Source organism: Streptomyces sp. RB17 (assembly GCF_009604455.1).
GTDB lineage: Bacteria > Actinomycetota > Actinomycetes > Streptomycetales > Streptomycetaceae > Streptomyces.
The window spans coordinates 35080-60041 of sequence record NZ_WEGL01000010.1; the positions used below are offsets into that span (position 1 = coordinate 35080).

A 24962-nucleotide genomic window follows, 5' to 3' on the forward strand; every position below is an offset into this window, starting at 1 on the left:
TCACCTGAAATGGAGCCCCACATGACCACGGGCCGCGTTACCGCAGCAGCCTGGAGCCTCTCGGCCATCACCGTCGGTGTACTGCTCGCCGGCTGCTCGGGTTCGGTGAGCGTGGGAAAGTCCGAGCCGAAGGTGTCTGCCGCCAAGCTGGCCACCACGGTTTCCGAGCGGCTCGCCGCGCAGACGGGCCGGCCCAAGCCGCACATCACCTGCCCCGAGGACCTCACCGGGAAGGTGGGCACCAGCACCCGTTGCAAGCTGACCGCGGACGACGGCAGCACGCTGGGGGTGACGGTCACCGTCACTTCCGTTCAGGGCTCCCAGATCAACTTCGACATCAAGGCCGATGACAAGGCCTCCCCGGCGCCCAACTGACCGAGGCGTTCTTCGCAGGTCGACCCCATGGGATTCTTCGACAGTGCGGCCTGCTACCGGAGTGACGGTCGACGGAGCCGCCGGGCTGCCGATCTTCGTGCAGTCCCAGATCAGTCATAGCGCGCGGATCCGGATGCGGCCGGACCGCATGGCGCACGAGGTGCGCGCTCTTGAGGAGCAGTGGGAGGTCAAGCGGGTCGGGACGCCGACGAGGCTCGAGATCTCGTCGGAGTACACCCGCGGACCGAGCCGGACCGTGAGCCGCGAGTGGACCATCGGACGGGGTGAGAGCGGTCGGCTCGAGGCGACCGAGAGCTTCCGCTTCGACAGTGCCGAGTTGCGCGAGCCGCTGCGCGACACCGTCCTGAAGTCCGGCTGGACCTGGCGCGGAGTGGTCTTCGGCAAGCTGTGACGTCAGCCGGCGCGCCCACCACTCCCCCGGGTCAGCACTCGCCCTTCTGTGTCGTCACTGCGATCCCGTCTCCCCGGTACGTCAGTGAACTCTCCCCACCGTTGGGCCCTGGCGGGGGAGTAGTCGTCCTTCTTGAAGCGGCTGCGCTCGAGGTGGGTGCAGAACGACGCGTCCGCGCCGTCCGCCGTGACGGTGAGGTGCGCGTCGTCGGCCGTATCGGCGTCGGACGGGGTGACGGTCACGCCGGTCTGCGGGGCGTCGCCGCCGGCGTACTCGACCACTTTGTCCTTGAGCAGGGACGCGTAGTCGTAGAAGTAGAGCGGCGTGCCGGAGTCGTCGACGGTGAACCGGTAGCCGTTCAGGTCGTCCGTGGCCTGACGTACCGGGTTGGTCAGCTCGCTGTCGTCCCAGGACGTGCGGTCGGAGACGCCGAAGCCCTGGACGGCGGTGTAGATGCCATAGCAGGCGAGGCTCACGAAGAGGATCCGCGCCAAGACGAAGGCGCCGTCGGGCAGCTCCGGTGCCAATGGACTGATGCGCGCGCCAGGCCCGTACCCGGTCCGATTTCACGTAGGCCATGGCCAGCAGCACGGCGGACAGGAACAGGCCCAGCACGTTCAGCTTGTCCAGGGCGTTCATCGCCCGGACTGCAGCCTCCCGCGCCTACGCCGTGCGTCCCGTACCGCCACCGCCGTACCGCTCAGCCCGGCGACCAGGACGAGGACGCCCACGACCACGTAGGTCGCCATGCGGCTGTTGTGTTCCTCCGCCGTCTCGCCGAAGTGCAGGGGCGTGATCGACGGGGCCTCCGCCTTGGACACGCCGCCCTCGGGCTGCGGGGACTGGACGGGGTGCTCCGGGTCCACGTCCGACAGTGCCTTCACCGGGTCCACCACGCCCCAGCCCACCAGGCGGTCGTGGCCGGGGATCGAGCGTTCCGCGCTCTGTTCGATCTGGGCGACGACCTCCTGGGCCGTCCAGTTGGGGTACTTGGCCTTCAACAGGGCCGCCACGCCTGCCACATAGGGGGCCGAGAAGCTCGTGCCGTTGTCCGAGCAGTGGCCGCCGCCCGGAACCGTGGAGATCATGTCGACGCCGGGAGCGGCGACTCCCACGAATTCTCCCGACTGTGAGAACGGCGCCCGTTCATTGTTGCGGTCGGACGCCGCCACCGCCAGGACGCCCTGGTACGACGCCGGGTAGGTCACCTTGACGTTGCCGCCGAGGCCGTCGTTGCCGGCCGAGGCCACCACCACGACCTTCTGCGCCAGGGCGTAGTCGATGGCGTCCTTCAGCCTCGAGTCCTTCGGGTCGAGCGCGTTGGCCGTGTCCTGGGAGATGTTGATGACGCCCGCGCCGGCGTGGACCGCGTAGGTCACCGCATCGGCCAGCGTGTCCGCTGTGCCGTCGCCCTCGGCGTCGTTCTGCTTGATCGGGATGATCTTCGCGTCCGGGGCCAGGCCGACGAATCCCGTTCCCTTCATCGGGCGGGCCGCGATGATGCCCGCCACGCGCGTGCCGTGGCCGACCGTGTCCGTGGTGCCGGAGTTGTTGCCGCGGTCGATCTTCTCGCCCTTGGAGTTGTGGGCGGGCAGCAGATTCTTGCCCTTCGAGGCGGCCACGGCCCCGGTGAGCTGCCGGTTCTTGACGTCGACTCCGGTGTCGATCACGGCCACCTGGACGCCCTTGCCGGTCGACAGCGCCCACAGCTCGTCCAGGTTGACGCGCTGCAGCGCCCACGGCCGGCCCGCGTACGGCTTCGACGGGAACGTGCACTGGCCGTCGTCCGCCAGGGCCGGGGCGGCGGGGAGGGCGATCACCGTCGTGGTCGCGGTGAGGACCGTCGCAGCGGCCAGGGCCGCAGCCCGTGCCGCGCTCCCCGGCGTGCTTGCCTTCGCCTTCAGCATGATTCCGTTCTCCTCCGCCCCGCGCTAGGAGCCCTGCGGCTGCCGCGCCGCCGCCTCCGACAGGCGCGGGCCCGTCGGCAGGAACGTCGACCACTCCATGGGGACGGGGGTGGGAGTCACCTTCTCGTAGCCGAGGTGGGTCTGGGCGATCCTCGCCTCCTGCAGTTCTTCCTTGCGCTTGTTGGCGGAGGTGCCGATGCCCTCGTTGTTGCTGTCGCTGTCGCTGTTGGACTGCAGGGCGTAGCGCAGGCCGGTGTCGGTCACCAGGAAGACGCCGCCGACCGAGGTCTCCGTGCCCTGGAACTGGCGGTAGAGCTGGCCGGAGCCCGGGGTGACGTAGCCGCTGGAGGAGCCGGTGGGCAGCTGGGCGGGGAAGTCCGTGCCCACCCACGTGGACAGGGTGGTGCTGCCCTTGGCCCCGACCGAGCGCAGGACGTTGCAGACCGTGTTGCGGCCGCTGGTGGCGCTGGAGCCGTCGTTCACCGTCCTCGGCTCGTACGTCGGCCAGTTCTTGTCGCCCTCGAACGTGGTGCTGTCGGCGACCGCGCCGGGACTGACCTGCTGTGCCTCACCGGCCTGGCCGACGTTCACGAGCTGCCCGCTGTTGAGCAGGAGCGTGGCCGTGAACTCGGAGACGCGAGCCACCTTGCCCTGCAGTACGACGTAGTACCGGAGGGCGTGGCCGTCGTACGCCTTGATGACCTCGCCGACCTTGTCGTACTGGTCCGGCAGACCGGCTCCGGCCTTCGCGCCGGGCGTGCCCGGGATGTGGGGGATCGAGACCGCGCTGCCCTGGTGCAGGGTGGCGAGCCACTCCTGGGAGACGCGCTGCGGGGCGCGGCCCTGGGTGTCGAGGGCCTTGAGCAGTTCCTTGTCGTCCGGGTTCTCGATCTGGTAGGCCGTGCCCTGCGCGTCGACGACGTACTGGGTCTTGCCGTCCGGCGCGACGACGTACATCAGATCGCCACGGCTGAGCCGGTCGGGTCCCTCCGTCTTGGACCATTCCTTGTTCGCGAGGACGAAGGCCGCCTTCTGGATGGCCCGGCCACCGGCGCCGGGGCGCTCGCAGACCGCCCAGCGCTTGGCTGCCGAGGCCTCGTCCGGCGCGGGCAGGCGGTCGGGGGCGTAGGGGATGCCGATGGTGACGCCGTGCGGGGGCTTGCCGCTGTCCAGGACCTTCTCGTCGACGGTGATGACGCTGTCGTTCTCGGGGCTGAGCAGCAGCTTTGCGGAGGCCATGTTGAGGACCGGGTGCAACTGCACCTGCTTGCCCGTCTTCAGCACGACGTACCGGGTCGTCGACTCGCTGGCGACGATGACGTGTTTCTCCGGGTCGTCCCACCCCTTGGGCGCCGCCGGACTGAACATCCCGATCGCGCCGAACACCGCGAGGACCACGGCGCCGACGACGAGGCCGGGCACCAGTGCGCCCAGCGGCTTGGGGGCGCCCTCCTCCGAGCCGGAGGGCGAAGGCTGAAGGAATGCCGCGAGCGTGCGGCGCTTCGCGAAGGTGTAGGCGCTGAGTTCGTCCCGCCGTGATGCCATCTGTGTCCGCTCTCTCCCCGTTGCGGAGCCGTGGGGGACCTGTGAAGATCCGTCCCCCGCCCTCGGTTGCCTCTGGTGACTCGACTGTCAGACCCGCCCCCTACTATGCCTGTTGCGTGGTGGTGCTGGTGGCACGGGTAGGGTGCTCACGGCTTGAAGGGACCGGAGCTCAAAGGGTTTCCGGGTGAGTTCGGGGGTTTTGGAGTGATGGCTTCCGCAACGCGGACCCGGTCGCGATCGCAATCGGGATCACGACCTCGTCGCGCGCGCCGGTCGGGTGCCCGTGGCCCGGATTCCTCTCAGCCCATCACCCAGCAGGCACCGGCGGCCTACCAGGGTGCGTTCGCGCCGCATCCGGAGTCGCGTTCGGGCCGTGGCGGTTCGTTCGCGCTGCAGCGGCTGGTGCTGCTGGAGATCGCGGGCGCGCTCGTGCTGTGCGGGTGGCTCGTGGGGACGATCGCGCTGATCGCCGTCGCCCCGGTCGCCGTGCTGTTCGTGGTGCTCGCGGTCGTACGGCGCCGGGGCCGCTCCCTGCCGGAATGGCTCAGCACCCTGCTGGCCCTGCGGGCCCGCAACCGGCGGGCGGCGAGCACACCGGTGCCGCCGGGGACCGACGCCGGACTCGCGCCGGCGGTGGAGTGCGACCCGACCCTGCGCACCTACAGCTACAGCCGCGGTGACGACCGCGACCAGCGGCCGATCGGCATGGTCGGCGACGGCGGCTTCCTGACCGCGGTGCTCCAGGTGGAGTCGGAGGCCGGCGCGCTGCGCGCGGAGCGGGGCCGCAGACCGCTGCCGGTGGGTCTGGTCCGGGACGCCCTCGAAGTCGACGGGATCCGGCTGGAGTCGGCGCAGATCGTCGTGCACACCCAGCCCGCGCCCGCGCTGCACCTGCCCCAGCAGTCGGTGGTGGTCAGCAACTACGCGCCGCTGCAGGCCCAGACCGGCTCCCCGGCGGTCCGCATCACGTGGATCGCGCTGAAGCTGGATCCCGAGCTGTGTCCGGAGGCGGTGGCCGCGCGCGGCGGCGGACTGACGGGCGCGCAGAAGTGCCTGACCCGCTCGGCCGAGCATCTGTCGAGCCGGCTGACCGGCGCCGGGTTCCGGGCGAGCGTGCTCACCGAGGAGGAGCTGACGGCCGCCATCGCGACGTCCGCGTGCGCCAACCCCATGGTGACCGCCCAGGCCGGGCGCGGCGAGGCGCCGCAGCGCCGCACCGAGGAGTCCAGCCGCAGTTGGCGCTGCGACAACCGCCGGCACACCACGTACTGGGTGCGCCGCTGGCCCCAACTGGGCGGATCCGGCGGCTCGCTGGCGCAGTTGGTGGCGCAGCTGACCGAGGTCCCCGCCCTCGCGACGACCTTCAGCCTGACCCTGGCCAAGGGCGCGCAGCAGAACGTGGCCATCACCGGCCATGTGCGCATCACCGGCCGCAGCAACCAGGAACTGACCGACGCCCGGCGCAATCTGGAGCAGGCGGCACGGCAGACGCGGACCGGGCTCGCCCGCCTGGACCGTGAACAACTCCCCGGTGTTCTGGCCACCCTGCCGCTCGGAGGTGCCCGCTGATGGCCCTGTCGACCTCTCCCACGCCGTCGCGCACGAGTTCGCCGACGCCGGGCCTCGGCGAACGGCTGCGCACCGGCTTCGGCCTCCTCGGCCCCCGTCACCCGCGGCACGCGCTGCCCGTGGAGCAGGCGGACGCGCTGTCCCTGCCCATCGGCGACGACGGCGTGGTGGTCGGCGTCAACGCCGAGGGCCAGCCCGCCGTGCTCGGGGTGAACCGCCCGACGCCGTACGACATCGTGCTCATCGGCGGCCTGTGGACCGCGCAGGTCGTGGCGCTGCGGGCGGCCGCGACGGGCGCGCGCGTGGCCGTCGAGACGGGGCGCGCGCAGGCCTGGATGCCCATGGTGCACGCCATGGGCGGCGGGCAGAACGGCCTCGCGGTGTACGACGTCGGCCGTGTGCCCCCGCAGGGCGCCTCGGCCGGTACACCCGTGCTGGTGGTGCGGGACTGCGGCATGCGGCCGCCGCGCGGACGCGTGGTGTCGGCTCCCTGGCAGTCCGTGCTGACCCTGCTGCCGTATCTCAGCCCGGTCGCGCCGCGGTTGATGCGTCAGGCGCGCCTGGTGGGCGTGCAGCGGGTGTCGCCGGACGAAGCGGTGGAGATCGGCCGAGTGATGGGACTTCCGCGCCCCGAACTCGAGACGCTGCCCACGCTTCCGGACGGAGTGAGCCTCTGGTGCACCGAGCGGGACCGGCAGTACGTCGTGACCCGGGCGACCGACGCCGAAACGGGACTGCTGGGCGTGGCACGCCGGATGGACTGACACGTCCAACTTGCCTGGTTTTTCACGACCGCTCGTGTCACGTTTTGGTGTATATCCGCATCCGCTGTGGCGGTCTTCGGCCCGGTGTGACGCGTCGGACGGGCAGGAAGGGGCAGACGGGCCTGCCAGCGGCGTCGCTTTGGTGATTAGGCTGGGGTCGGGCAGTGCGCGCGCTGCGACGCAGGGGTCCGGTGACCCAGGGGGAAGCCCGGCGAATCGTACGACAGGAACGGTCGCCCCCAAGCACGGCATGAGGGTGTTCGACCACACCAGGAGGAACTGTGAACAGCGATCGGGACGGGATCCGCGGGGGTTGGGACACACCCGACGACGACCAGACCGACGCGGAGTCCGCCATCGAGATGACGGGCGAGTTCACCATCGACTACGCGCCGCCCGCCTGGTACACGCAGAACGCGCAGGGCGCGTCCGGTGCGTCTTCGTCGACTCCGGCGCCCCCGCCACCCCCGCAGGGCGCCCCGTTCACCCCGCCTCAGGGGACTCCGTACGCGCCGCCGCCCCCGCCGTCCCCGCCGGCCCAGGGTGCTCCCTACGCCGCGCCCATGCCGCCCGCGCCGCCCGTCGGGAACCCCGTCCCGATGCCGCGGTTGCCGGAGGGCTTCGAGGCGCAGCAGCCGCAGGCCGCGCCGCCGGCTCAGCAGGCGCAGCCGGAGGCACCGGCGCCCGCGGTCGAGCCGGAGACGAACAACGGGGACCTGGAGAGCGGGGCCACCATGCGGTTCTCCGCCGTGGCCCTGAAGCGCGAGATCGCCGAGATCGCCGAGCGCGCGGCCGCGATGCGGGACGGCGTCGGCGACGAGGGCGCCGCGGAGGCGGAGGGTACTACCTCGGGCCCCGCCGGTGCCGAGGGCGACACGTCCGAGGCGTCCGCGCAGGTGGTCTCCGCCGAGGGCGCCGAGGAGGGGGCGGACGCGACGTCCACTGACGTGGTCTCCGTGGGGGCCGGTGCTGGGGACGGCACCGGTTCCGGGCACGATGCCGGTTCCGGGGAGGATGCGGCCCTCCCCGACGCCGATGAGGAGGAAGGCGAGGGCGAAGGCGAGAGCAAGGCCCAGGTCGAGGACACGGTCGAGGGCGACGCCGGTACCGAGGCCGCGGACACCGACGGTGCTCCGGACGGGTCGGCCGCCGACACCGACGCCGACAGCGCCGGGGCCGCCAACGCCGGGTCCGGCGACGCCGAGTCCGACGCTTCCGGCGTCACCGACGGCGTGGCGCAGGGCGCCGTCGCCGCCACCGAGGCCACCACCGACGCCGCCGTGCAGAACGGCGCGCCTCAACCCGGCGTACCGGAGAACGGCGCCCAGCCCGGCGGCACCTCGCAGACTGGCGCCCCCCAGGCCGCCGCCGTACCGCCCGCGCCCGCCCAGGACGCCCGGCCCGGCTGGACGCCTCCGCCCGCGCCGCAGAGCGGGGTGCCTCCGTTGCCGCCCTCCTACCAGCCCGCGGCGCCCGCTCCGGCGGCGCAGTGGCCCGCGCAGCAGCCCGGTCCGATGCCGGGGCAGCCGCAGCCGGCGCCCGCGCAGGGCCCCGGTGGCGCGCCCGGCCAGCAGCCGCCGTTCCAGCCGCAGGCCCCGCAGCCCGCGCCCGCCGCCTGGCAGCAGCCCAACCAGGCGAACCAGCCGAACCAGCCCGGTACGCCCACCGCCGCGCAGCCCGGTCAGTCGAACCCGGCCGGCCAGCCGGCGGCGGGCCCGGGACCGCAACCGAACCCGGCGAACCCTGCCGCAGCGGGTGGTTACGGCTTCCCCCAGCCCCCGGCCCCCCAGCCGGACCCCAACAGCCCACATGCGGCTGGCGGTTACGGCTTCCCCCAGCCCCCCGCCCCGCAGCCCAACCCCAACGCCCCCCACACAACTGGCGGTTACGGCTTCCCCCAGCCCGGCCACCCCCAGCCCCATCCCCAGCCCCAGCCCCGGCCAGGCGGTTACGGCTTCCCCCAGCCCCCCGCCCCGCAGCCCAACCCCAACGCCCCCCACACAACTGGCGGTTACGGCTTCCCCCAGCCCGGCAACCCCCAGCCCCAGCCCCAGCCAGGCGGTTACGGCTTCCCGCAGCCCCCCGCCCCGCAGCCCAGCCCCAACAGCCCCAATCCGGCCGGTGGTTATGGCTTCCCGCCGCCTCCGCAAGGCCCGGACGGCGCACCCGCGGCCGAGGGGCAGCAGGCCTCCCAGGCACCTCCGGCACCCGCGGCACCCCCGGCCCCGCAGGCCCCCCAGGCGCCGGTGGATCCGCGGTCCGGGGCGGCGTGGCCGCAGCCTGTGCAGCACGACCAGCGGCAGCCGACCAACCCCGGTGCCGCACCGCTCGGTTACACGGCCGCCGTGGAGCTGTCCTCGGACCGGCTCCTCAACAACAAGCGGCAGAAGGCGAAGAGCGGGCGGCCCGCGGCGGCGGGCGGCCGGTTCAAGCTCGGTGGCAAGAAGGAGGAGGCCGAGCGGCAGCGCAAGCTGGAGCTGATCCGCACCCCGGTGCTGTCCTGCTACCGGATCGCGGTCATCAGCCTCAAGGGCGGCGTCGGCAAGACGACCACGACCACCGCGCTCGGCTCCACCCTCGCCACCGAGCGGCAGGACAAGATCCTCGCCATCGACGCCAACCCGGACGCGGGTACGCTCGGGCGGCGCGTGCGCCGGGAGACGGGTGCCACCATCCGTGACCTCGTGCAGGCGATCCCGTACCTGAACTCGTACATGGACATCCGGCGGTTCACCTCGCAGGCGTCCTCCGGTCTGGAGATCATCGCCAACGACGTGGACCCGGCCGTCTCGACCACGTTCAACGACGAGGACTACCGGCGCGCGATCGACGTCCTCGGCCGGCAGTACCCGGTCATCCTGACCGACTCGGGCACGGGCCTGCTGTACAGCGCCATGCGCGGGGTGCTCGACCTCGCCGACCAGCTGATCATCATCTCCACGCCGTCCGTGGACGGTGCGAGCAGCGCCAGTACGACGCTGGACTGGCTGGGCGCGCACGGCTACGCCGACCTGGTCTCCCGCTCGCTCACCGTGATCTCCGGTGTCCGTGAGACCGGCAAGATGATCAAGGTCGAGGACATCGTGGCGCACTTCGAGACGCGCACGCGCGCGGTCGTGGTCGTGCCCTTCGACGAGCATCTGGCCGCCGGTGCCGAGGTCGACCTCGACATGATGCGGCCCAAGACGCGCGAGGCGTACTTCAATCTCGCCGCACTGGTCGCCGAGGACTTCGTACGGCACCAGCAGGCGCACGGCCTGTGGACCAGTGACGGCAACCCGCCGCCCGTGGCCGCCCCTCCGATGCCGGGCCAGCAGATGCCGGGCCAGGCCTATCCGCAGGCCCCCGGCCAGCCGTACGCCCCGGGCCAGCAGCCGTACCCGCCGCAGCAAGGGCAGCCGTACCCGCCGCAGCAAGGGCAGCCGTACCCGCCGCAGCAGGGGCAGCCGTATCCGCCCCAGCAGCCGGGGCAGCCCTACCCGCAGGCCGCTCCGGGCCAGCCGTATCCGCCGCAGCAGGGACAACCGCCCCAGTCGCCCGAGGTGTACGGCTACCCGCAGCCCCCGCAGGGCCAGCAGCCTCCGCAGGGCCCGCCCCAGCAGTAGGCGGCACGACCAAGGGCGGCCGGTGCTCGTCGCACCGGCCGCCCTTGTGTGTCGTAGAACCGCCGGAGGCCTACTCCTCCGCCGACACGATCTCCCGGCACCGCTTCACATCCGCGGCCATCTGCTCCAGCAGGGCCTCCAGCGTGTCGAACTTCGCCTGGCCGCGCACATAGGCGAGGAAGTCGACGGCGACGTGCAGGCCGTACAGGTCGAGGCCGACGCGGTCGATGGCGTACGCCTCCACCGTGCGCTCGGTGCCGTCGAACTGCGGGTTCGTGCCGACGGAGATCGCGGCCGGCATGGCCTCGCCCTCGACGTGCAGATAGCCGGCGTAGACGCCGTCGGCGGGGATGGCGGTGTGCGGCAGCGTCTCGACGTTGGCCGTCGGGAAGCCCAGTTCGCGGCCGCGCTGGGCGCCGCGGACGACCACGCCCTCCACCCGGTGCGGGCGGCCCAGGATCTCGCGGGCGCCTTCGACGTCGCCCTCGGCGACCAGGCGGCGGGTCAGGGTCGAGGAGAACGGGAGGCCGCCGCCCGCCTCGCCGGTGACGTACAGGTCGACGACCTCGACCTCGAAGTCGTAGATCTTGCCCTGTTCCGTGAGGAATTCCACGTTGCCGGCGGCCTTGTGGCCGAAGCGGAAGTTCGGGCCCTCCACGACTGCCTTCGCGTGCAGCTTGTCCACCAGGACCTTCACCACGAAATCGGCGGGCGAGAGCTTCGAGAACTCGGTGGTGAAGGGCAGGATGAGGACCGCGTCCACGCCCAGGTCCGCCATCAGCTCGGCGCGACGGTGGTGCGGGGCGAGCAGCGGCGGGTGACTGCCGGGGCGGACGACCTCGCTGGGGTGCGGGTCGAAGGTGACCACGACGGCCGGGACGCCCAGCTGGCGGGCGCGGTCGACGGCGTGCTTGATGATCAGCTGGTGGCCGCGGTGGACGCCGTCGTAGGAACCGATGGTGACGACGCTGCGCCCCCAGTCCTGGGGGATGTCCTCCAAGCCACGCCAGCGCTGCACTGTGACCGCTCCTCGAACCCGTGTCCATGTCGATGCCTAAGACTTGCGCAGGTCTAAGGGTGCCATGCCGGGTGCCCCGGGCCCGCATCGGTATCGGGGCTGTGACCGGGCGCACGTCCCTGGCGGTCCCTTTCTCGTCCCTTGTCCGGCCCTTTGCCTGGCCCTTTTCTCGTGCCTTTGCCGCGCCGCTCACGCCGGTACGCGGACGCCGGCGAGGTTCTCGAGCGTGCGGCGGGTGCTGGGGCCCACGACGGCGGCCCAGTCCTCCGGGGTGGCGGCCAGCCAGCGCGCCATCGACGCGGCGAACCCGGGCACGTGCCGGCCCAGGTCGACCAGGCCGCGGTCGAAGCGGGTGGCGCCCTCGGGGGTGCGGACGAGGAGCAGACCGGTGCGGTGGACAAGCCCGCGGACCTCCTCCTCCCGCCCGTCCCCGGCGCCGTGCTCGGCGGCCGCGTGCAGGACGGCGTCCAGCACGGACGGTTCCTGTTCCCGGGCGAGCAGGAACTCCAGCAGCTCGCGGCGCAGCGCGCCGGAAGCGGGGGTGCCGGCGGCGGCGAGGACGGTGGCGAGGGCGGCGCGGAGCTGTTCGGGGGCGTCCTCGAGCAGGCCGGTGACCAGGGGCAGCAGGACGGGGCGAACGGTGGGGCCCTGGGCGAGGCGGCGGTCGACGTGGGCGGCGAGGTGACCGGCGGTGTGCGGGCGCAGCCGTACCGTCTCCCGCAACAGGGGCGCTACGCGGCGGGCGAGGGCCGGGGTGGGGACGTCGGTGAGGGTGCGCAGCGCGTCCCCCGCGAGCGATGCGTCCCCCGCGTGCCCCATGAGCGGCGGGTCCCCCGCGTACGGCACCTCCTCCGCGAACGACGTCTCTCCTGCGTGCGGGCCGTGCAGCCGGGCGCGGAAGGCCGCCAGGACCGGTTCGGGATGGGTGGTCAGGGCGGGGGCGAGGGCGCTCGCCGGGATCTGCGGGTCGCCGGCGGCGAAGTGCCGCAGGGCGGCGGCGAGGTGCCGGTCGCGGGTGTGCGGGTCGCGGACCAGCTGGGCGAGGGCGCCGCCGTGCAGGGTGCGGTCGGCGGGGCGGGCGAGCAGGGCGAGCGCGGCGTACCGCAGCAGCTCGCGGTCGGCCTCCGAACGGACGTGCGGGGCCGCGCGCAGGCCGTGGGCCACGGCCGCGACCCGGCGGGCGGGCCGCTCGTCGTGCGCCCAGCGGTCGACGGCCCGGCAGACGGCCGACGGCTCGTCCTCTGCGAGGGTCGCGAGCAGTTCGTCGGCGCGCCGGTGCGCGCAGGCCACCAGGATCTCGGTGAGGTCGTCCAGCGCGGCGTGCCGGTGGGTGTGCAGCAGGGCCTGCGCGGCGGTCGCGACGGTGGCGTGCGGGGTCGCGGGCAGCGGCCGTTCGTCGTCGAACCAGCGGGTCAGCCCCGGCTGTACGACGGCGGGGGCGGCGGCGAGCAGCCGGGCGACGGCGTCCAGGTAGCGCTCTCCGGACTCCGAGGCCGTCTGGGGGGCCGGGTCGGCCAGCACGAGCCGGCGCAGCAGATCCAGCCGCTCGCTGTCGCACACCGGCAGCTCGGTCCAGAAGCCGGGGCCGAACTCGGCCGGCACGGGCCGCTGTGCGCGGCGCCAGGCGACGATCCGGTCGGCGAGCAGCCGCAGCACCTCGGTGTACGGCGTCGCGTCCGGGACCTCCAGCAGGGTGCGGGCGAGCAGCCGTGCGGCCCACCAGGAGCCGGGGTCGCGGTCCAGGGCGTCCGCCAAGTCCCGGAGCCGGGCGGCCAGTTGCCGGTCTCCGTGCTGTCGGGCGAGGAGCAGCAGGGCTTGGACGACGGGGCCGACGCGATGGTGCGGCACCGGCACGGGAGCGGTCTCCAGGTCCGCACGGGGGTGGTGGACCAGGGCGCGCAGGGCCTCGTCGAGGTCGAGGTGCATGCCCTGGATCCAGTCGGCCAGCTCCTCGTGCGCGAAGCGGTAGCCCCGGCCCGCCGGGACGAGCAGGCCCTCGGTCAGTACGGCGGACGCCCAGCCGGTGCCGCCGCCGAGCCGGGCCGGGGCGGGGCCCCAGGGGAACACCGCCTCGAACGACTCCCGGTCCAGCTCGCCCTGCCCCGGGCCGAGGCTCCGCCGGGCGGCCTCGTGCACCTGCCCGGCCACGCGAGCGGCGAGCCGGCGTACGGCGGTGCCGCGCAGCCCGCTCTCCGCGGCGAGCCGGACCGCGATCCGCAGGCACATCAGGTCCAGGTGGGCGGAGAACACCGCGTGCCGGTCGACCGGCCCCGCGATCTCCGCATCCGGGTTGGTGGCCCGGACTTCGGACAGCAGCCGCAGGGTGAGCGGATGCCGGGCGTCACACTCGGCGAGGACGCCATCGGGGATCGCGAACCGGACGCGCGCCAGACGGGCCTCGTCCGCGGTCAGATCGGGCAGATGAAGGCAGGGAGGGAGGGGTGCGGTCGGCCTGCTGGGGGCAGGGGCGGCGGTGCATGGATCGGTGGGGGCTTCGGGAGCCGTTGCCGTGGGAGTCGCGGTGCCTGCCTGAACGGCGGGATCGGCACCATCGGCCGAGGCGGCGGACACTGCCGGGCCGGCCGGGGTGGCCGAAGCCCCGGGAATCCCCGACCCCGCGGACCCGGCCGGAACCATGGGATCGGTGTGGGCGGACGTGGCCATGGAACCGGTGCGGGCAGCCGACGCCCCGGGACCGACGGGGGCAGCCGGAGCCGCAAGGCCGGTAACAGCATCGGCCGAGGTAGCGGGCACCGCCGGGCCGGCCGGGGTGGCCGAAGCCCCGGGAATCCCCGACCCCGCGGACCCGGCCGGAACCATGGGATCGGTGGGGGCGGACGTGGCCGTGAAACCGGTGCGGGCAGCCGACGCCCCGGGACCGACGGGGGCGGCCGGAGCCGCAAGGCCGGTAGGGGCGCCCGGAGCCACGGGACCGGAAGGGGCATCCCCAGCCACCAGACCGGAAGGAGCGCCCGGAGCCACATGGCCGATCGCGGCGCCCGGAGCCACAGAACCGGGACAGGCAGCCCCAGCCACCAGACCGGAAGGGCCCGCCGGAGCCACCGGACCGGGAGGGGCGGCCCAAGCCAGCGGATCGGAAGCGGCCGTCGGAGCCGCGGATCCGGCCGGCGCGGGGGTGGCCGCGCAATCGGCCGGAGTCGCCCAACCGGCCGGGGCCGCGCAAGCGGCGAGCGTGCCGGGAGCCGTGAAGCCGGTCCAGGTCTCGGGTGCGGCGGACCCTGCCGGAGCCCCGGGAGCCGTCAAGCCGGTCCAGATCTCGGGTGCGGCGGACCCTGCCGGAGCCCCGGGAGCCGTCAAGCCGGTCCAGGTCTCGGGTGCGGCGGACCCTGCCGGGGCCCCGGGAGCAGCGGAGCCGGCTGAAGCCGCCGGAGCCGGCGGGGTGGCGGAGGCCGCGGGGGGTGTCGGCGTGTGCAGCACGTCGGTGGGGAACTCCGCTCCCGCTCGCTCCCAGTACTCCTCCCGGCAGGCGATCGCCAGGCGCGCCCCGGTCCGGCGCAGCCAGGCGGCGGTTCGCCTGGTCCAGTCGGGGAGGTGGTGGGCGAGGACGGGGGGCATCTCCTCGGGGCCGTCCAGGAGGAGCAGGAGCGGGCGGCCGGCCCGCGCGGCCAGATGGGCCAGGTGTTCGGGGGTGAGGTCGCCGAGGGATTCGGGAGGCATGGAACGGGCGGCGGCGACGATCCTCGCGGCCCGTTCCAGCGTGCGGCGGGCCGCGTCGGCCACGGAGACGTCGGCATCCTCCAGGTCGGCGCCGCGCAGCCACAGCGTGGGGGCGGGCCGCTCGCCGCGGGCCCGGCGCGCGGCGAGGGCCGCGAGGGCCGTCGTACGGCCGCTGCCGGGGGCTCCGACCAGCCCGAGCACGGCCCGCCCGCCGTCCTCGAAAACGGCCAACTCCCGTGCCACACCATGGCGTTCGACCGGTTCCACAGCGCCGGCGAGAAGGCCCTGCGGGCCGTCCTGGCCGACCGAGGTGGCGGTCAGCTGCAGAATCCCGGCGAGATTGAGGTCGTCGCCGTAGGCGGGCACGGTGGCCGCGTTGCGGGCGAGCAGCTCACCGAGGGGGCCGTCGGCGGGCCGGACCGGCACCGCGAAGCCCGTGTCACGCTGCGCGGAGGTCAGGGCGGTGCCGAGGACGCCGACCACCGCGCCGGTCTCCGCGTCCAGCACCGGTCCCCCGGCCGCCCCGCCGCCCAGCCGCAGCGCGTCCTGCCCGGCGGTGCCGATCGCCAGTTCCAGTGCGTCCTGGAGGAGGTGGAAGCGGTCGGTGGCGGTGTACGTCACCTCGGTGGCGGCCAGCACCCGCGCCTCCCGCCAGCAGCCCGCGAGGATCCGTACATAGGTTCCGGCGTCGATCCGTTCCCGCACGGACAGCGGCAGTGGATCCGAGTCCAGGCCCTCCGTGCGGACGAGCGCCAGGTCGCGCTCCGGCAGCGGGATGACGGCGTCGGCGGCGACCACACAGGTACGGTCGCCGCCCGCGACCTGCAGCACGAGCCGGGGCAGGCCGTCGACCGTCTCGTGGCTGGTGAGCAGGGTCCCCTGGTGATCGGCGAGGAAGCCGACGCCGCGGGGGCGGCCGGCGAGGTCGCGGATCTGGACGAGGGCGGGGTCGGGGTGCGGGTCCCGGCCTGCCGGGGGGTTCGAGGGGCCTGTTGTGGCCTCCGGGAAGTCCGAGAAGCATGTGGCGCCGCCGACAGCTGCGGCCCCAGTGGTGTATCCGGTGCTGTATCCAGTCGTGTATCCGGTGGCGGCCGCGGCGCTCCTGCCGTCCCTGCGGTTCCGCTCTCCCCGTCGGAAGCGGTCCCCCGCCTCCCGCGAACCGGCAGCCGCCTCCCGCGAACCGGCAGCCGCCTCCCGCGAACCGTCCGCCGTCCCCCACGGACCGTCCGCCGCCGGCCGGCGACCGCTTCCGGTGCGCCGTCCCGCCATGGCCGTACCTCCCCGCCCGAGCTCACGCGCACCGTCTCCCGTCGCGCTGTTGTCGACGGTAGGCGGGCGGTGATCGGCGGGACAGATCGCGTGGCGAACGCGCCCCCTTCCGCTCCCCCGGTTCACTCCGAGCGCCTGCCCGGACGGGTGAATAGGCGGGAGCCGTTGGATAACCCTAGAGGTGGGGGAACCGAGGGGGGACCGTGGAGCGGCGGCAGGGGCACGCCCCGTGGCCGGCCGCCGCTCCACGGGCAGGCGCCCAGGGCAGGAGTCCGCGCGGATGTCCCGGCGGATGTCCCGGCGGACGTCAGCCGAAGACGGCCAGGCTCTTGGCCTTGCCCTTGTACTCCTCGACGAGCGCGAGGAAGCGCCCGTCGGGGTCGAAGACGGCGACGGGGCCGGAGCCCGCGTACGCGTCGGGCATCTCCAGCCGGACGCCGTTCAGCAGCAGCCGGGCGCGCCGGGGATCCACCTGCCAGCGCGGGAACGCGGCCCCGGCGGCGTCCGCGATCGGCAGCACGGTCAGCTCCTGCTGGAGCTGGTCCAGCGTCTTCGCCGTGTCGATCTTGTACGGCCCGACGCGCGTCCGGCGCAGCGCGGTGAGGTGGCCGCCGACGCCGAGGTCGGCGCCCAGGTCACGGGCGAGGGCGCGGATGTAGGTGCCGGAGGAGCAGACGACGGAGACGATCAGATCGAGGACCTGGGTGCCGTCGTCGGTCACGGCGTCCCGGACGTCGTACACCGTGAAGGAGGAGACGGTCACCGGGCGGGCGGGGATCTCGAAGTCCTCGCCCTCGCGGGCCCGCTTGTACGACCGTACGCCGTCGATCTTGATGGCGCTGACCTTGGACGGGACCTGCATGATCTCGCCGGTCAGCTTGGCGATCCCGGCGTCGATGGCGTCCCGGGTCACCTTGGACGCGTCGGTGGACGAGGTGACCTCGCCCTCGGCGTCGTCGGTGACGGTGTTCTGGCCCAGGCGGATGGTGCCCAGGTACTCCTTCTCCGTGAGGGCGAGGTGCCCGAGGAGCTTGGTGGCGCGCTCGACACCGAGGACCAGGACGCCGGTCGCCATGGGGTCGAGGGTGCCGGCGTGGCCGACCCGGCGGGTCCGGGCGATGCCGCGCATCTTGGCGACCACGTCGTGTGAAGTGAAGCCCGACGGCTTGTCGACGATGACGAGGCCGTCGGGCGTGGTGTGCTTCTGGGTCATTCCGCGGCGTCGCCGTCCGTCTCGGTCGTGTCGTCCTCGGCCGGCTTCTTGTAGGGGTCCGGGCCGGCGGCGTATGTCGCGCCGGTGGCCGTCTCGCGGACCTTCTCGTCGGACTGCCGCGCCTTGTCGAGGAGGTCCTCGATGGTCCGGGCGGTGTCCGGGAGGGCGTCCGCGACGAAGGTCAGGGTCGGCGTGAACTTCACGCCGGCCGCGCGGCCGACCTCGGAGCGCAGGATGCCCTTGGCGCTCTCCAGGCCCGCAGCCGCGGCCTTCCGCTCCTCGTCGTCGCCGTAGACCGTGTAGAAGACGGTCGCCTCCCGCAGGTCACCCGTGACCCGGGTGTCCGTGATGGTGACGTGCGAGCCGAGCCGCGGGTCCTTGATCCCGCGCTGCAGTTTCTGGGCCACCACCTCCCGGATGAGGTCCGCCAGCCTTTTCGCCCGCGCGTTGTCGGCCACTGGTCCGTCTCCCGTTCTTTCTTCTTCTCGTGTCGCTGTGGTCTGGTCGTCGGTCGTCGGTTGTCGCCGCGCGACCTCAGTCGTCTTCGCCGTGGAAGCGGCGTCGGACGGACAGCAGCTCCACCTCGGGGCGGGCGGCGACCAGCCGTTCGCACCGGTCCAGTACGTCGGTGAGGTGCGCCGCGTCGCCGGAAACCATGGCGAGGCCGATGATTGCTCGCCGGTGGAGGTCCATGTGGTCCACCTCGGCCGCGCTCACCGCGTACTTCCGCTGGAGTTCGGCGACGATCGGGCGGACGACGGAACGCTTCTCCTTCAGCGAGTGGACGTCGCCGAGGAGGAGGTCGAAGGACAGAGTCCCCACGTACATGTTGTATGCCGGGTATACCCGCCGGTACGGGATCGATGGCCTGGAGCCACGTTACCGCTTCGGCCGACTGTGGCTCGACCGGGTTTTCCGGGCACCGGTGGCTGCGGTGCCGCCTGGGGGCTCCGCCGCCGGACCCCCGTTTCCCACCCCGCCCACCCGACACTGGCGAATGTGAAAAACCGGGAGTCCGGGGGCGGAGCCCCCAGCAATGCCGCGCTGGCCGACAGGACCGCAGTCCCGCCGGCCAGCAGCAAACCGTCGGCGATTACGCCCGCGGCTTCTCCCGCATCTCGTACGTCGCGATGACGTCGTCGACCTTGATGTCGTTGAAGTTGCCGAGGTTGATACCGCCCTCGTAGCCTTCGCGGATCTCGGTGACGTCGTCCTTGAAGCGACGCAGGCCCTCGATGTTGAGGTTCTCCGCGATGACCTTGCCGTCGCGGACGAGGCGCGCCTTGGTGTTGCGCTTGACCTCGCCGGACCGGATGAGGACACCGGCGATGTTGCCCAGCTTGGACGACTTGAAGACCTCGCGGATCTCCGCCGTACCGAGCTCGACCTCTTCGAACTCCGGCTTGAGCATGCCCTTGAGGGCCGCCTCGATCTCCTCGATCGCCTGGTAGATGACCGAGTAGTACCGGACGTCCACACCCTCGCGCTCGGCCATCTGCGCCGCGCGGCCGGCCGCACGGACGTTGAAGCCGATCACGATGGCGTCGGAGCCCATCGCCAGGTCGATGTCGGACTCCGTGACCGCACCGACGCCGCGGTGCAGGACGCGGATGTCGACCTCTTCGCCGACGTCCAGCTGGAGCAGGGAGGACTCCAGGGCCTCGACGGAACCAGAAGCGTCACCCTTGATGATGAGGTTGAGCTGCTGGATCTCGCCGGCCTTGAGCACCTTGTCCAGGTCCTCGAGGGAGACGCGGCGCGTGCGCTTGGCGAAGGCCGCGTTGCGCTCGCGGGCGGCGCGCTTCTCGGCGATCTGACGGGCCGTACGGTCCTCGTCGACCACCAGGAAGTTGTCGCCCGCACCCGGGACGTTGGTCAGGCCCAGGACCTGGACCGGCGTCGACGGGCCGGCCTCGGCGACGTTGTTGCCGTTGTCGTCGAGCATGGCGCGGACGCGGCCGTAGGCGTCGCCCACCACCATCGTGTCGCCGACCCGCAGCGTGCCTCGCTGGACGAGGACCGTCGCCACGGCACCACGGCCGCGGTCGAGACGGGACTCGATCGAGATGCCCTGCGCGTCCTGGGCCGGGTTGGCCCGCAGGTCGAGCGAGGCGTCGGCCGTGAGGACCACGGCCTCCAGCAGCGAGTCGATGTGCAGACCCTGCTTGGCGGAGATGTCGACGAACATGGTGTCGCCGCCGTACTCCTCGGCCACCAGGCCGTACTCGGTCAGCTGACCGCGCACCTTGGTCGGGTCGGCACCCTCGACGTCGATCTTGTTGACCGCGACCACGATCGGCACGTCGGCCGCCTTGGCGTGGTTGAGCGCCTCGACCGTCTGCGGCATGACGCCGTCGTTGGCCGCGACGACCAGGATCGCGATGTCGGTCGACTTCGCACCACGGGCACGCATGGCGGTGAACGCCTCGTGACCCGGGGTGTCGATGAAGGTGATCTTGCGCTCTTCGTCGTTGACCTCGGTCGCGACCTGGTAGGCACCGATGTGCTGGGTGATGCCACCGGCCTCGCCCGCGATGACGTTCGTCTTGCGGATCGCGTCGAGCAGTCGGGTCTTACCGTGGTCGACGTGACCCATGACGGTCACCACCGGCGGACGGACGACCAGGTCCTCCTCGGAGCCCTCGTCCTCGCCGAACTCGATGTCGAAGGACTCGAGCAGCTCGCGGTCCTCCTCCTCCGGGCTGACGATCTGAACCGTGTAGTTCATCTCGTCGGCGAGGAGCTGCAGGGTCTCGTCGGAGACGGACTGCGTCGCGGTGACCATCTCGCCGAGGTTCATCATGACCGCGACGAGGGACGCCGGGTTGGCGTTGATCTTCTCCGCGAAGTCGGTGAGCGACGCGCCGCGGGAGAGACGGATGGTCTCGCCGTTGCCGCGCGGCAGCATCACGCCGCCGACGCTCGGGGCCTGCATGGCCTCGTACTCCTGGCGCCTCTGCCGCTTCGACTTGCGGCCACGACGCGCGGGACCGCCGGGACGGCCGAAGGCGCCCTGCGTGCCACCGCGGCCACCGGGACCGCCGGGACGGCCACCGAAGCCGGGACGGCCACCGCCGCCACCGCCGGGACCACCCGGACGACCGGCGAAGCCACCGCCACCGCCGCCACCCGGACCAGCCGGACGACCGGCGAAGCCGCCACCGCCGCCACCGGGACGGGCGAAGCCGCCGCCACCCGGACGACCGCCGCCGCCACCGGGGCGACCGCCGCCGCCGGGACCGCGGCCGCCGGGGCCACCGCCGCCCGGACGCGGGCCGGCAGCGGGACGCTGCGGCATCATGCCGGGGTTCGGACGCGGACCGGCCGGGCCGGGACGCGGACCGCCCTGCGGGCGCGGCATGCCGGCAGGCGACGGACGGGAACCGCCCGGAGCCTGCGGACGCGGACCGCCGCCCTGCTGGCCGGGGGCCTGCGGACGGGGACCGGCGCCGGGGGCACCGGGACCGCCGGGACGCGAGCCGCCCTGCGGGCGCGGGGCCTGCGGGCGGGCCATGCCGGTGGAGCCACCGGAGGTGAAGGGGTTGTTGCCCGGGCGCGGACCGGCCGGACGGGCACCCGGACGCGAGCCCTGGCCGCCGGCACGCGGGGCACCCTGGCCCGGACGGGCCTGGCCCTGGCCGGGAGCCGGACGGCCACCGGGCTTCGGGGCACCAGGACGGGCGCCGGGACGCGGACCCTGCGCGGCCGGGGCCTGCGGGGCCTGGGCGGCCGGCGGAGCGGTGAACTCCGGGGCGGCCGGAGCCGGACGCGGCGCGGGCTTGGGGCCCGGAACCGGACGCGGACCCGGGGCCGGCGCGGGCGCCTCGGGGGCCGACGGGGCAGCGGGCTGCTGGGCAGCCGGAGCCGTCGCCGGCTTGGGGGCCGGCGGCCTCGGGGCAGCCGGACGGGCCGCCTGCGCCGGGGAGGGCGCGGCGGGCCTGGGGGCAGCCTTGCGCGGGGCGGGCTTACCGGCGGACTTGCCGTTGCCACCGCCCTGGAAGGCGTCGGTCAGCTTGCGTACTACGGGCGCTTCGATGGTCGAAGACGCCGAACGGACGAATTCACCGAGCTCCTGGAGCTTGGCCATGACGACCTTGCTCTCAACGCCGAACTCCTTGGCGAGTTCGTAGACCCGGACCTTAGCCACTTCGCTCCTTTGAGGTCCGGGTGAAGCCGGACCGTCGCTAGTTCATGGGCGTACTCATCGCGTACTCATCGAGTGCTCATCGCAATCTCGACCTGCTTTCGACTCGCGAGGTACCAGGCCGCACGGGGTTCCGTACGGCATGTCTTACGGTGTTGCCTGCTCGGCAACTGTTGTCTGCTCGACGTATTGGCGCAACGCCTTTGTGTCGAGCGGCCCCGGGGCGCGCAGTGCCCGCGGGAACGCCCGGCGGCGTACCGCCTGGTCGAGACAGACCAGGGCGGGGTGTACATACGCACCCCGGCCGGGCAGCGTACCGCGAGGATCGGGGGCGCATGCGTCCTCGATCTTCACGATCCGCAACAGATCGTTCTTGGCCGCCCGCTCCCGGCACCCCACACAGGTGCGCTCAGGGCATGCCCGGGCTTGCGTCCGGCCAGACACAGTTAAGTCTACCTCCCCGCACCGACCTCACCCCTTCGGGGGAAAGATCGAACGGTTGTTGTCGTAAACCAAGCGACCTGCGGCCCGGATCTATTCCCGGGGCCGCCCGGTTACCCAGCGTCGTTCGGTGCTACACCGGTGTTACTCGGCCACCTGTTCGGTGTCGGGCCGGATGTCGATCCGCCAGCCGGTGAGCCGGGCGGCGAGGCGGGCGTTCTGCCCCTCCTTGCCGATCGCGAGCGACAGCTGGTAGTCCGGCACGGTCACCCGGGCGGAGCGGGAGGCCAGGTCGACGACCTCCACCTTGCTCACCCGAGCGGGTGACAGGGCGTTCGCCACCATCTCGGCCGGGTCGTCCGACCAGTCGACGATGTCGATCTTCTCGCCGTTCAGCTCGCCCATCACATTGCGCACCCGGCCGCCCATCGGACCGATGCAGGCGCCCTTGGCGTTCAGGCCCGAACGGGTGGACCGTACGGCGATCTTGGTGCGGTGACCGGCCTCACGGGCGATCGCGGCGATCTCCACCGAGCCGTCGGCGATCTCCGGCACCTCCAGGGCGAAGAGCTTCTTCACCAGGTTCGGGTGCGTACGGGAGAGGGTGACCGACGGTCCGCGGACGCCCTTGGCCACCCGGACGACGTACGACCGCAGCCGCATGCCGTGCGGGTAGGTCTCGCCCGGCACCTGCTCCTGCACCGGCAGGATGGCCTCCAGCTTGCCGATGTCGACCAGCACGTTCTTCGGGTCGCGGCCCTGCTGGACCACACCGGTGACGATGTCGCCCTCGCGGCCGGCGTACTCGCCGAGCGTGGCGTCGTCCTCGGCGTCGCGCAGCCGCTGCAGGATCACCTGCTTGGCGGTGGTGGCCGCGATCCGCCCGAAGCCCGACGGCGTGTCGTCGAACTCGCGCGGCTCCTGCCCCTCTTCCAGGTCCTCGGGGTCCTCCTTCGCCCACACGGTCACATGCCCGGTCTCCCGGTTGAGCTCCACGCGCGCGTGTCGGCGGCTTCCCTCGGTGCGGTGGTAGGCGATGAGGAGGGCCGACTCGATCGCCTCGACCAGCAGGTCGAAGGAGATCTCCTTCTCCCTGACCAAGCCCCGCAGGGCGCTCATGTCGATGTCCACGGCTACGCCTCCTCTTCTTCCTTCATGTCCTTCTTGACCTTGTCGTCCTTGCGGCTGAACTCGACCTGCACGCGCGCCCTGGCGATCTCCGGGTAGGCGAGCCTGCGGTTGGTGGCCTTGCGGCCCTTCACCCCGGGCACCTCGACGTCGAGGCCCTCGTCGTCGACCTGCACAATCCTGGCGACCAGCTCGCCGCCCTCGGTCAGCTGGAACTTCACGAGCCGTTCGGTGGCGCGCACGAAGTGCCGGTGCTCGGTGAGGAGGCGCTCCGCGCCGGGGGTTCCGACCTCCAGGTCGTACGCCGCGTCACCCATCGCGTCGGTCTCGTCGAGCTTCGCCGAGAGCGCACGGCTCACATCGGCGATGGCGTCCAGATCGGCTCCGTCGTCGGAGTCGACGACCACGCGCAGCACCCGCTTGCGTCCGACGGAGTCCACGGCGATCTCTTCGAGATCCAGACCCTGGGAGGTGACGAGCGGTTCGAGCAGCTCTCGCAGCCTCTCGCTCTGGGTGGTGCTCATCCGGGTGACTCCTCGGCCGCGTGTGCTGTTGTGGGATGGGTCGCGTGTCTGGTCAAAGGGTATCCGGTCGCGGGGGGTGTTGCGTGTTGCCTCCGGCGGTAGGACCGGTTCGCCTTCGAGCGCGGGTAGCTGGGGTTTTCGGGCGGGTGCGGGTTGTGGGGGCCGTTCGCGCCCACGCGGCACAGCCGCATATCGATGCAGCCCCGCCCCCTTGAGTGGGTGCACCGAGCCGGTGACATCGGGCAAGGGGACGCGAGGGTACCGTGATCAACGGCGGGCGCTCTTCCCGCCCGTGTGTTCGTACGAGCCCCCGAGGACGTCTGCAGTGCCGTACCCCTCGTCGCCGCGCATCCCCTCGGGGCCGCGCAGAAGATCCCTGCTCGCCTCGGCCGCCGGGGCCGCCCTGCTGGTGGGGTGTTCGGCTGAGCCCGACTCCGGCGGCGGCGGTGGCGTGTCGGTGACGGAACGGGCACGCGCACGTGCGGCACGGGACAGCCGGGAGCTGCTCGCCCGGTACGACGCCGTGCTCGCCGTACACCCCGGCCTGGCGGAGCGGCTGGGCCCGCTGCGGGCCCAGGTCGCCGCCCACAGCGCGGCCTTCGGAGGGTCCACGACGCCCACGCCCACCATGTCCTCGGCGTCACCGACTCCTGTGCCGGCCACCGAGAAGGACGCCCTCGCCGGCCTGGCCGCCGCCGAGCGCTCCCTCGCCGACCGGCGCGCGGGGGCCCTGCTGGAGGTGCCGGGCGAACTGGCGCGGCTGCTGGCGTCGGTGGCGGCGGCCGGGGCCACGCACGCGTACCTGCTGACGGAGGGGGCGAAGTGAGCGACGAGGCGAGGTCGGCCGAGCTGAGGGCGCTGCAGGCGGCGCTGGCGGCGGAGCACGCGGCGGTGTACGGCTACGGAGTCGTCGGCGGCAAGATCAGCGCGGCCCGCCGGAGCGAGGCACGGGCGGCGTACGACGCCCACCGGGCACGCCGGGACGCGCTGACCCGCGAGGTCCGCGACCTGGGCGGGCAGCCGGTCGCCGCGAACGCCGCGTACGCGCTGCCGTTCCCGGTGGGCGACTCGGCCGCGGCCGTGCGGCTCGCCGCGCGGCTGGAGGAGCGGGTGGCCGGCGTCTACGCGGACCTGGTGCGGGCCGCGACGGGCGCGCGGCGCGGCTCGGCCGCCGCCGCGCTGCGGGAGGCCGCGGTGCGCGCGGTGCGCTGGAGCGGGGAGAGCGTAGCCTTCCCTGGGCTCGCCGAGCGGTCCTTCGGCGAAGGGACCGGTGCGGCCGGTACGACACCGTCGGCCTCCGCCTCGGTGTCTCCGTGACCCCGTAGGCGCCCGTACGACAGGACACCCGGACCGGATTGGAAGGGAACGAC

Annotated in this window: 18 protein-coding genes and 1 pseudogene; 7 read left to right on the forward strand and 12 right to left on the reverse strand. The window is 73.1% G+C overall.

Translation table 11 applies throughout. From position 1 onward, the window contains the following. Positions 1–21: 21 nt before the first annotated feature. Both SRB17_RS36345 and SRB17_RS36350 read left to right on the forward strand, forming a co-directional pair. Positions 22–375, forward strand: a complete 354-nt coding sequence (locus SRB17_RS36345) for a DUF4333 domain-containing protein (protein ID WP_153545095.1) — start codon at positions 22–24, stop codon at positions 373–375. A gap of 94 nt (positions 376–469) precedes the next feature. After that, positions 470–787: pseudogene (locus SRB17_RS36350) on the forward strand (hypothetical protein); the annotation flags it as partial. Between the two features lie 2 nt (positions 788–789). Here the strand turns inward: SRB17_RS36350 and SRB17_RS36355 are convergent. From SRB17_RS36355 to eccB, 3 genes are all read right to left on the reverse strand, one after another. Continuing rightward, a complete protein-coding gene (locus tag SRB17_RS36355) occupies positions 790–1314 on the reverse strand; it encodes a hypothetical protein (protein ID WP_153545099.1) in 525 nt (174 codons plus the stop codon). A gap of 108 nt (positions 1315–1422) precedes the next feature. Further along, the gene (gene mycP / locus SRB17_RS36360) at positions 1423–2694 is read right to left on the reverse strand and encodes a type VII secretion-associated serine protease mycosin (RefSeq protein ID WP_153545101.1); all 1272 of its coding nucleotides are present in this window, start codon (positions 2692–2694) and stop codon (positions 1423–1425) included. A 24-nt stretch (positions 2695–2718) separates the two neighbouring features. After that, positions 2719–4239, reverse strand: a complete 1521-nt coding sequence (gene eccB, locus SRB17_RS36365) for a type VII secretion protein EccB (RefSeq protein WP_153545103.1) — start codon at positions 4237–4239, stop codon at positions 2719–2721. Between the two features lie 207 nt (positions 4240–4446). On the opposite strand from eccB, the gene eccE reads away from it, so the two are divergent. The 3 genes from eccE to SRB17_RS36380 all read left to right on the forward strand — a co-directional run bounded on the left by eccE (position 4447) and on the right by SRB17_RS36380 (position 10177). Further along, complete coding sequence (gene eccE, locus SRB17_RS36370; RefSeq protein WP_153545105.1) at positions 4447–5808, forward strand: type VII secretion protein EccE; 1362 nt, start codon at positions 4447–4449, stop codon at positions 5806–5808. After that, the gene (locus SRB17_RS36375) at positions 5808–6572 is read left to right on the forward strand and encodes a hypothetical protein (protein ID WP_228396475.1); all 765 of its coding nucleotides are present in this window, start codon (positions 5808–5810) and stop codon (positions 6570–6572) included. The genes eccE and SRB17_RS36375 overlap by 1 nt, the downstream gene beginning before the upstream one ends. Before the next feature lie 281 nt (positions 6573–6853). After that, positions 6854–10177, forward strand: coding sequence for an SCO5717 family growth-regulating ATPase (locus tag SRB17_RS36380; protein WP_323376878.1), 3324 nt, complete (start codon positions 6854–6856; stop codon positions 10175–10177). 70 nt (positions 10178–10247) lie between these two features. Here SRB17_RS36380 and SRB17_RS36385 read toward each other — a convergent pair whose 3' ends face one another. The 9 genes from SRB17_RS36385 to rimP all read right to left on the reverse strand — a co-directional run bounded on the left by SRB17_RS36385 (position 10248) and on the right by rimP (position 23592). Continuing rightward, positions 10248–11195 carry a bifunctional riboflavin kinase/FAD synthetase gene (locus SRB17_RS36385; protein ID WP_323376880.1) on the reverse strand — a complete coding sequence of 316 codons (948 nt, stop codon included), beginning with the start codon at positions 11193–11195 and terminating at the stop codon, positions 10248–10250. Between the two features lie 189 nt (positions 11196–11384). Next, complete coding sequence (locus SRB17_RS46875) at positions 11385–16142, reverse strand: hypothetical protein (protein ID WP_228396476.1); 4758 nt, start codon at positions 16140–16142, stop codon at positions 11385–11387. A gap of 307 nt (positions 16143–16449) precedes the next feature. Next, the gene (truB, locus tag SRB17_RS36400) at positions 16450–17355 is read right to left on the reverse strand and encodes a tRNA pseudouridine(55) synthase TruB (protein ID WP_153545106.1); all 906 of its coding nucleotides are present in this window, start codon (positions 17353–17355) and stop codon (positions 16450–16452) included. Next, positions 17352–17813 (reverse strand): 30S ribosome-binding factor RbfA, encoded by a 462-nt coding sequence (gene rbfA, locus SRB17_RS36405; protein WP_323376882.1) that lies wholly within the window; start codon positions 17811–17813, stop codon positions 17352–17354. Before rbfA ends, truB begins: the two co-directional genes overlap by 4 nt. Before the next feature lie 76 nt (positions 17814–17889). Continuing rightward, positions 17890–18183, reverse strand: a complete 294-nt coding sequence (locus SRB17_RS36410; protein ID WP_059252917.1) for a DUF503 domain-containing protein — start codon at positions 18181–18183, stop codon at positions 17890–17892. Positions 18184–18448: 265 nt separating this feature from the next. Further along, entirely contained in the window at positions 18449–21502 is a 3054-nt protein-coding gene (gene infB, locus SRB17_RS48255; protein WP_323376883.1) for a translation initiation factor IF-2, read from the reverse strand. Between the two features lie 144 nt (positions 21503–21646). Further along, positions 21647–21943, reverse strand: coding sequence for a YlxR family protein (locus tag SRB17_RS36420; protein ID WP_323376885.1), 297 nt, complete (start codon positions 21941–21943; stop codon positions 21647–21649). Positions 21944–22084: 141 nt separating this feature from the next. Continuing rightward, a complete protein-coding gene (gene nusA / locus SRB17_RS36425; protein ID WP_323376887.1) occupies positions 22085–23071 on the reverse strand; it encodes a transcription termination factor NusA in 987 nt (328 codons plus the stop codon). A gap of 2 nt (positions 23072–23073) precedes the next feature. Continuing rightward, positions 23074–23592, reverse strand: coding sequence for a ribosome maturation factor RimP (gene rimP / locus SRB17_RS36430; protein ID WP_153545108.1), 519 nt, complete (start codon positions 23590–23592; stop codon positions 23074–23076). Between the two features lie 325 nt (positions 23593–23917). Here rimP and SRB17_RS36435 point away from each other — a divergent pair, with 325 nt between their 5' ends. Both SRB17_RS36435 and SRB17_RS36440 read left to right on the forward strand, forming a co-directional pair. Then, positions 23918–24418, forward strand: a complete 501-nt coding sequence (locus SRB17_RS36435) for a hypothetical protein (RefSeq protein WP_323376888.1) — start codon at positions 23918–23920, stop codon at positions 24416–24418. Continuing rightward, entirely contained in the window at positions 24415–24909 is a 495-nt protein-coding gene (locus SRB17_RS36440) for a ferritin-like domain-containing protein (protein ID WP_323376889.1), read from the forward strand. Before SRB17_RS36435 ends, SRB17_RS36440 begins: the two co-directional genes overlap by 4 nt. Positions 24910–24962 lie beyond the last annotated feature (53 nt).

Excerpts from the sequence above, each read along its gene's own strand:
- truB (WP_153545106.1), bottom strand. The coding sequence starts at position 17,355 with ATGACCCAGAAGCACACCACGCCCGACGGCCTCGTCATCGTCGACAAG.
- SRB17_RS36410 (WP_059252917.1), bottom strand. The coding sequence starts at position 18,183 with ATGTACGTGGGGACTCTGTCCTTCGACCTCCTCCTCGGCGACGTCCAC.
- rimP (WP_153545108.1), bottom strand. The coding sequence starts at position 23,592 with ATGAGCACCACCCAGAGCGAGAGGCTGCGAGAGCTGCTCGAACCGCTC.
- SRB17_RS36345 (WP_153545095.1), top strand. The coding sequence starts at position 22 with ATGACCACGGGCCGCGTTACCGCAGCAGCCTGGAGCCTCTCGGCCATC.
- SRB17_RS46875 (WP_228396476.1), bottom strand. The coding sequence starts at position 16,142 with ATGGCGGGACGGCGCACCGGAAGCGGTCGCCGGCCGGCGGCGGACGGT.
- eccB (WP_153545103.1), bottom strand. The coding sequence starts at position 4,239 with ATGGCATCACGGCGGGACGAACTCAGCGCCTACACCTTCGCGAAGCGC.
- eccE (WP_153545105.1), top strand. The coding sequence starts at position 4,447 with ATGGCTTCCGCAACGCGGACCCGGTCGCGATCGCAATCGGGATCACGA.
- SRB17_RS36375 (WP_228396475.1), top strand. The coding sequence starts at position 5,808 with ATGGCCCTGTCGACCTCTCCCACGCCGTCGCGCACGAGTTCGCCGACG.
- mycP (WP_153545101.1), bottom strand. The coding sequence starts at position 2,694 with ATGCTGAAGGCGAAGGCAAGCACGCCGGGGAGCGCGGCACGGGCTGCG.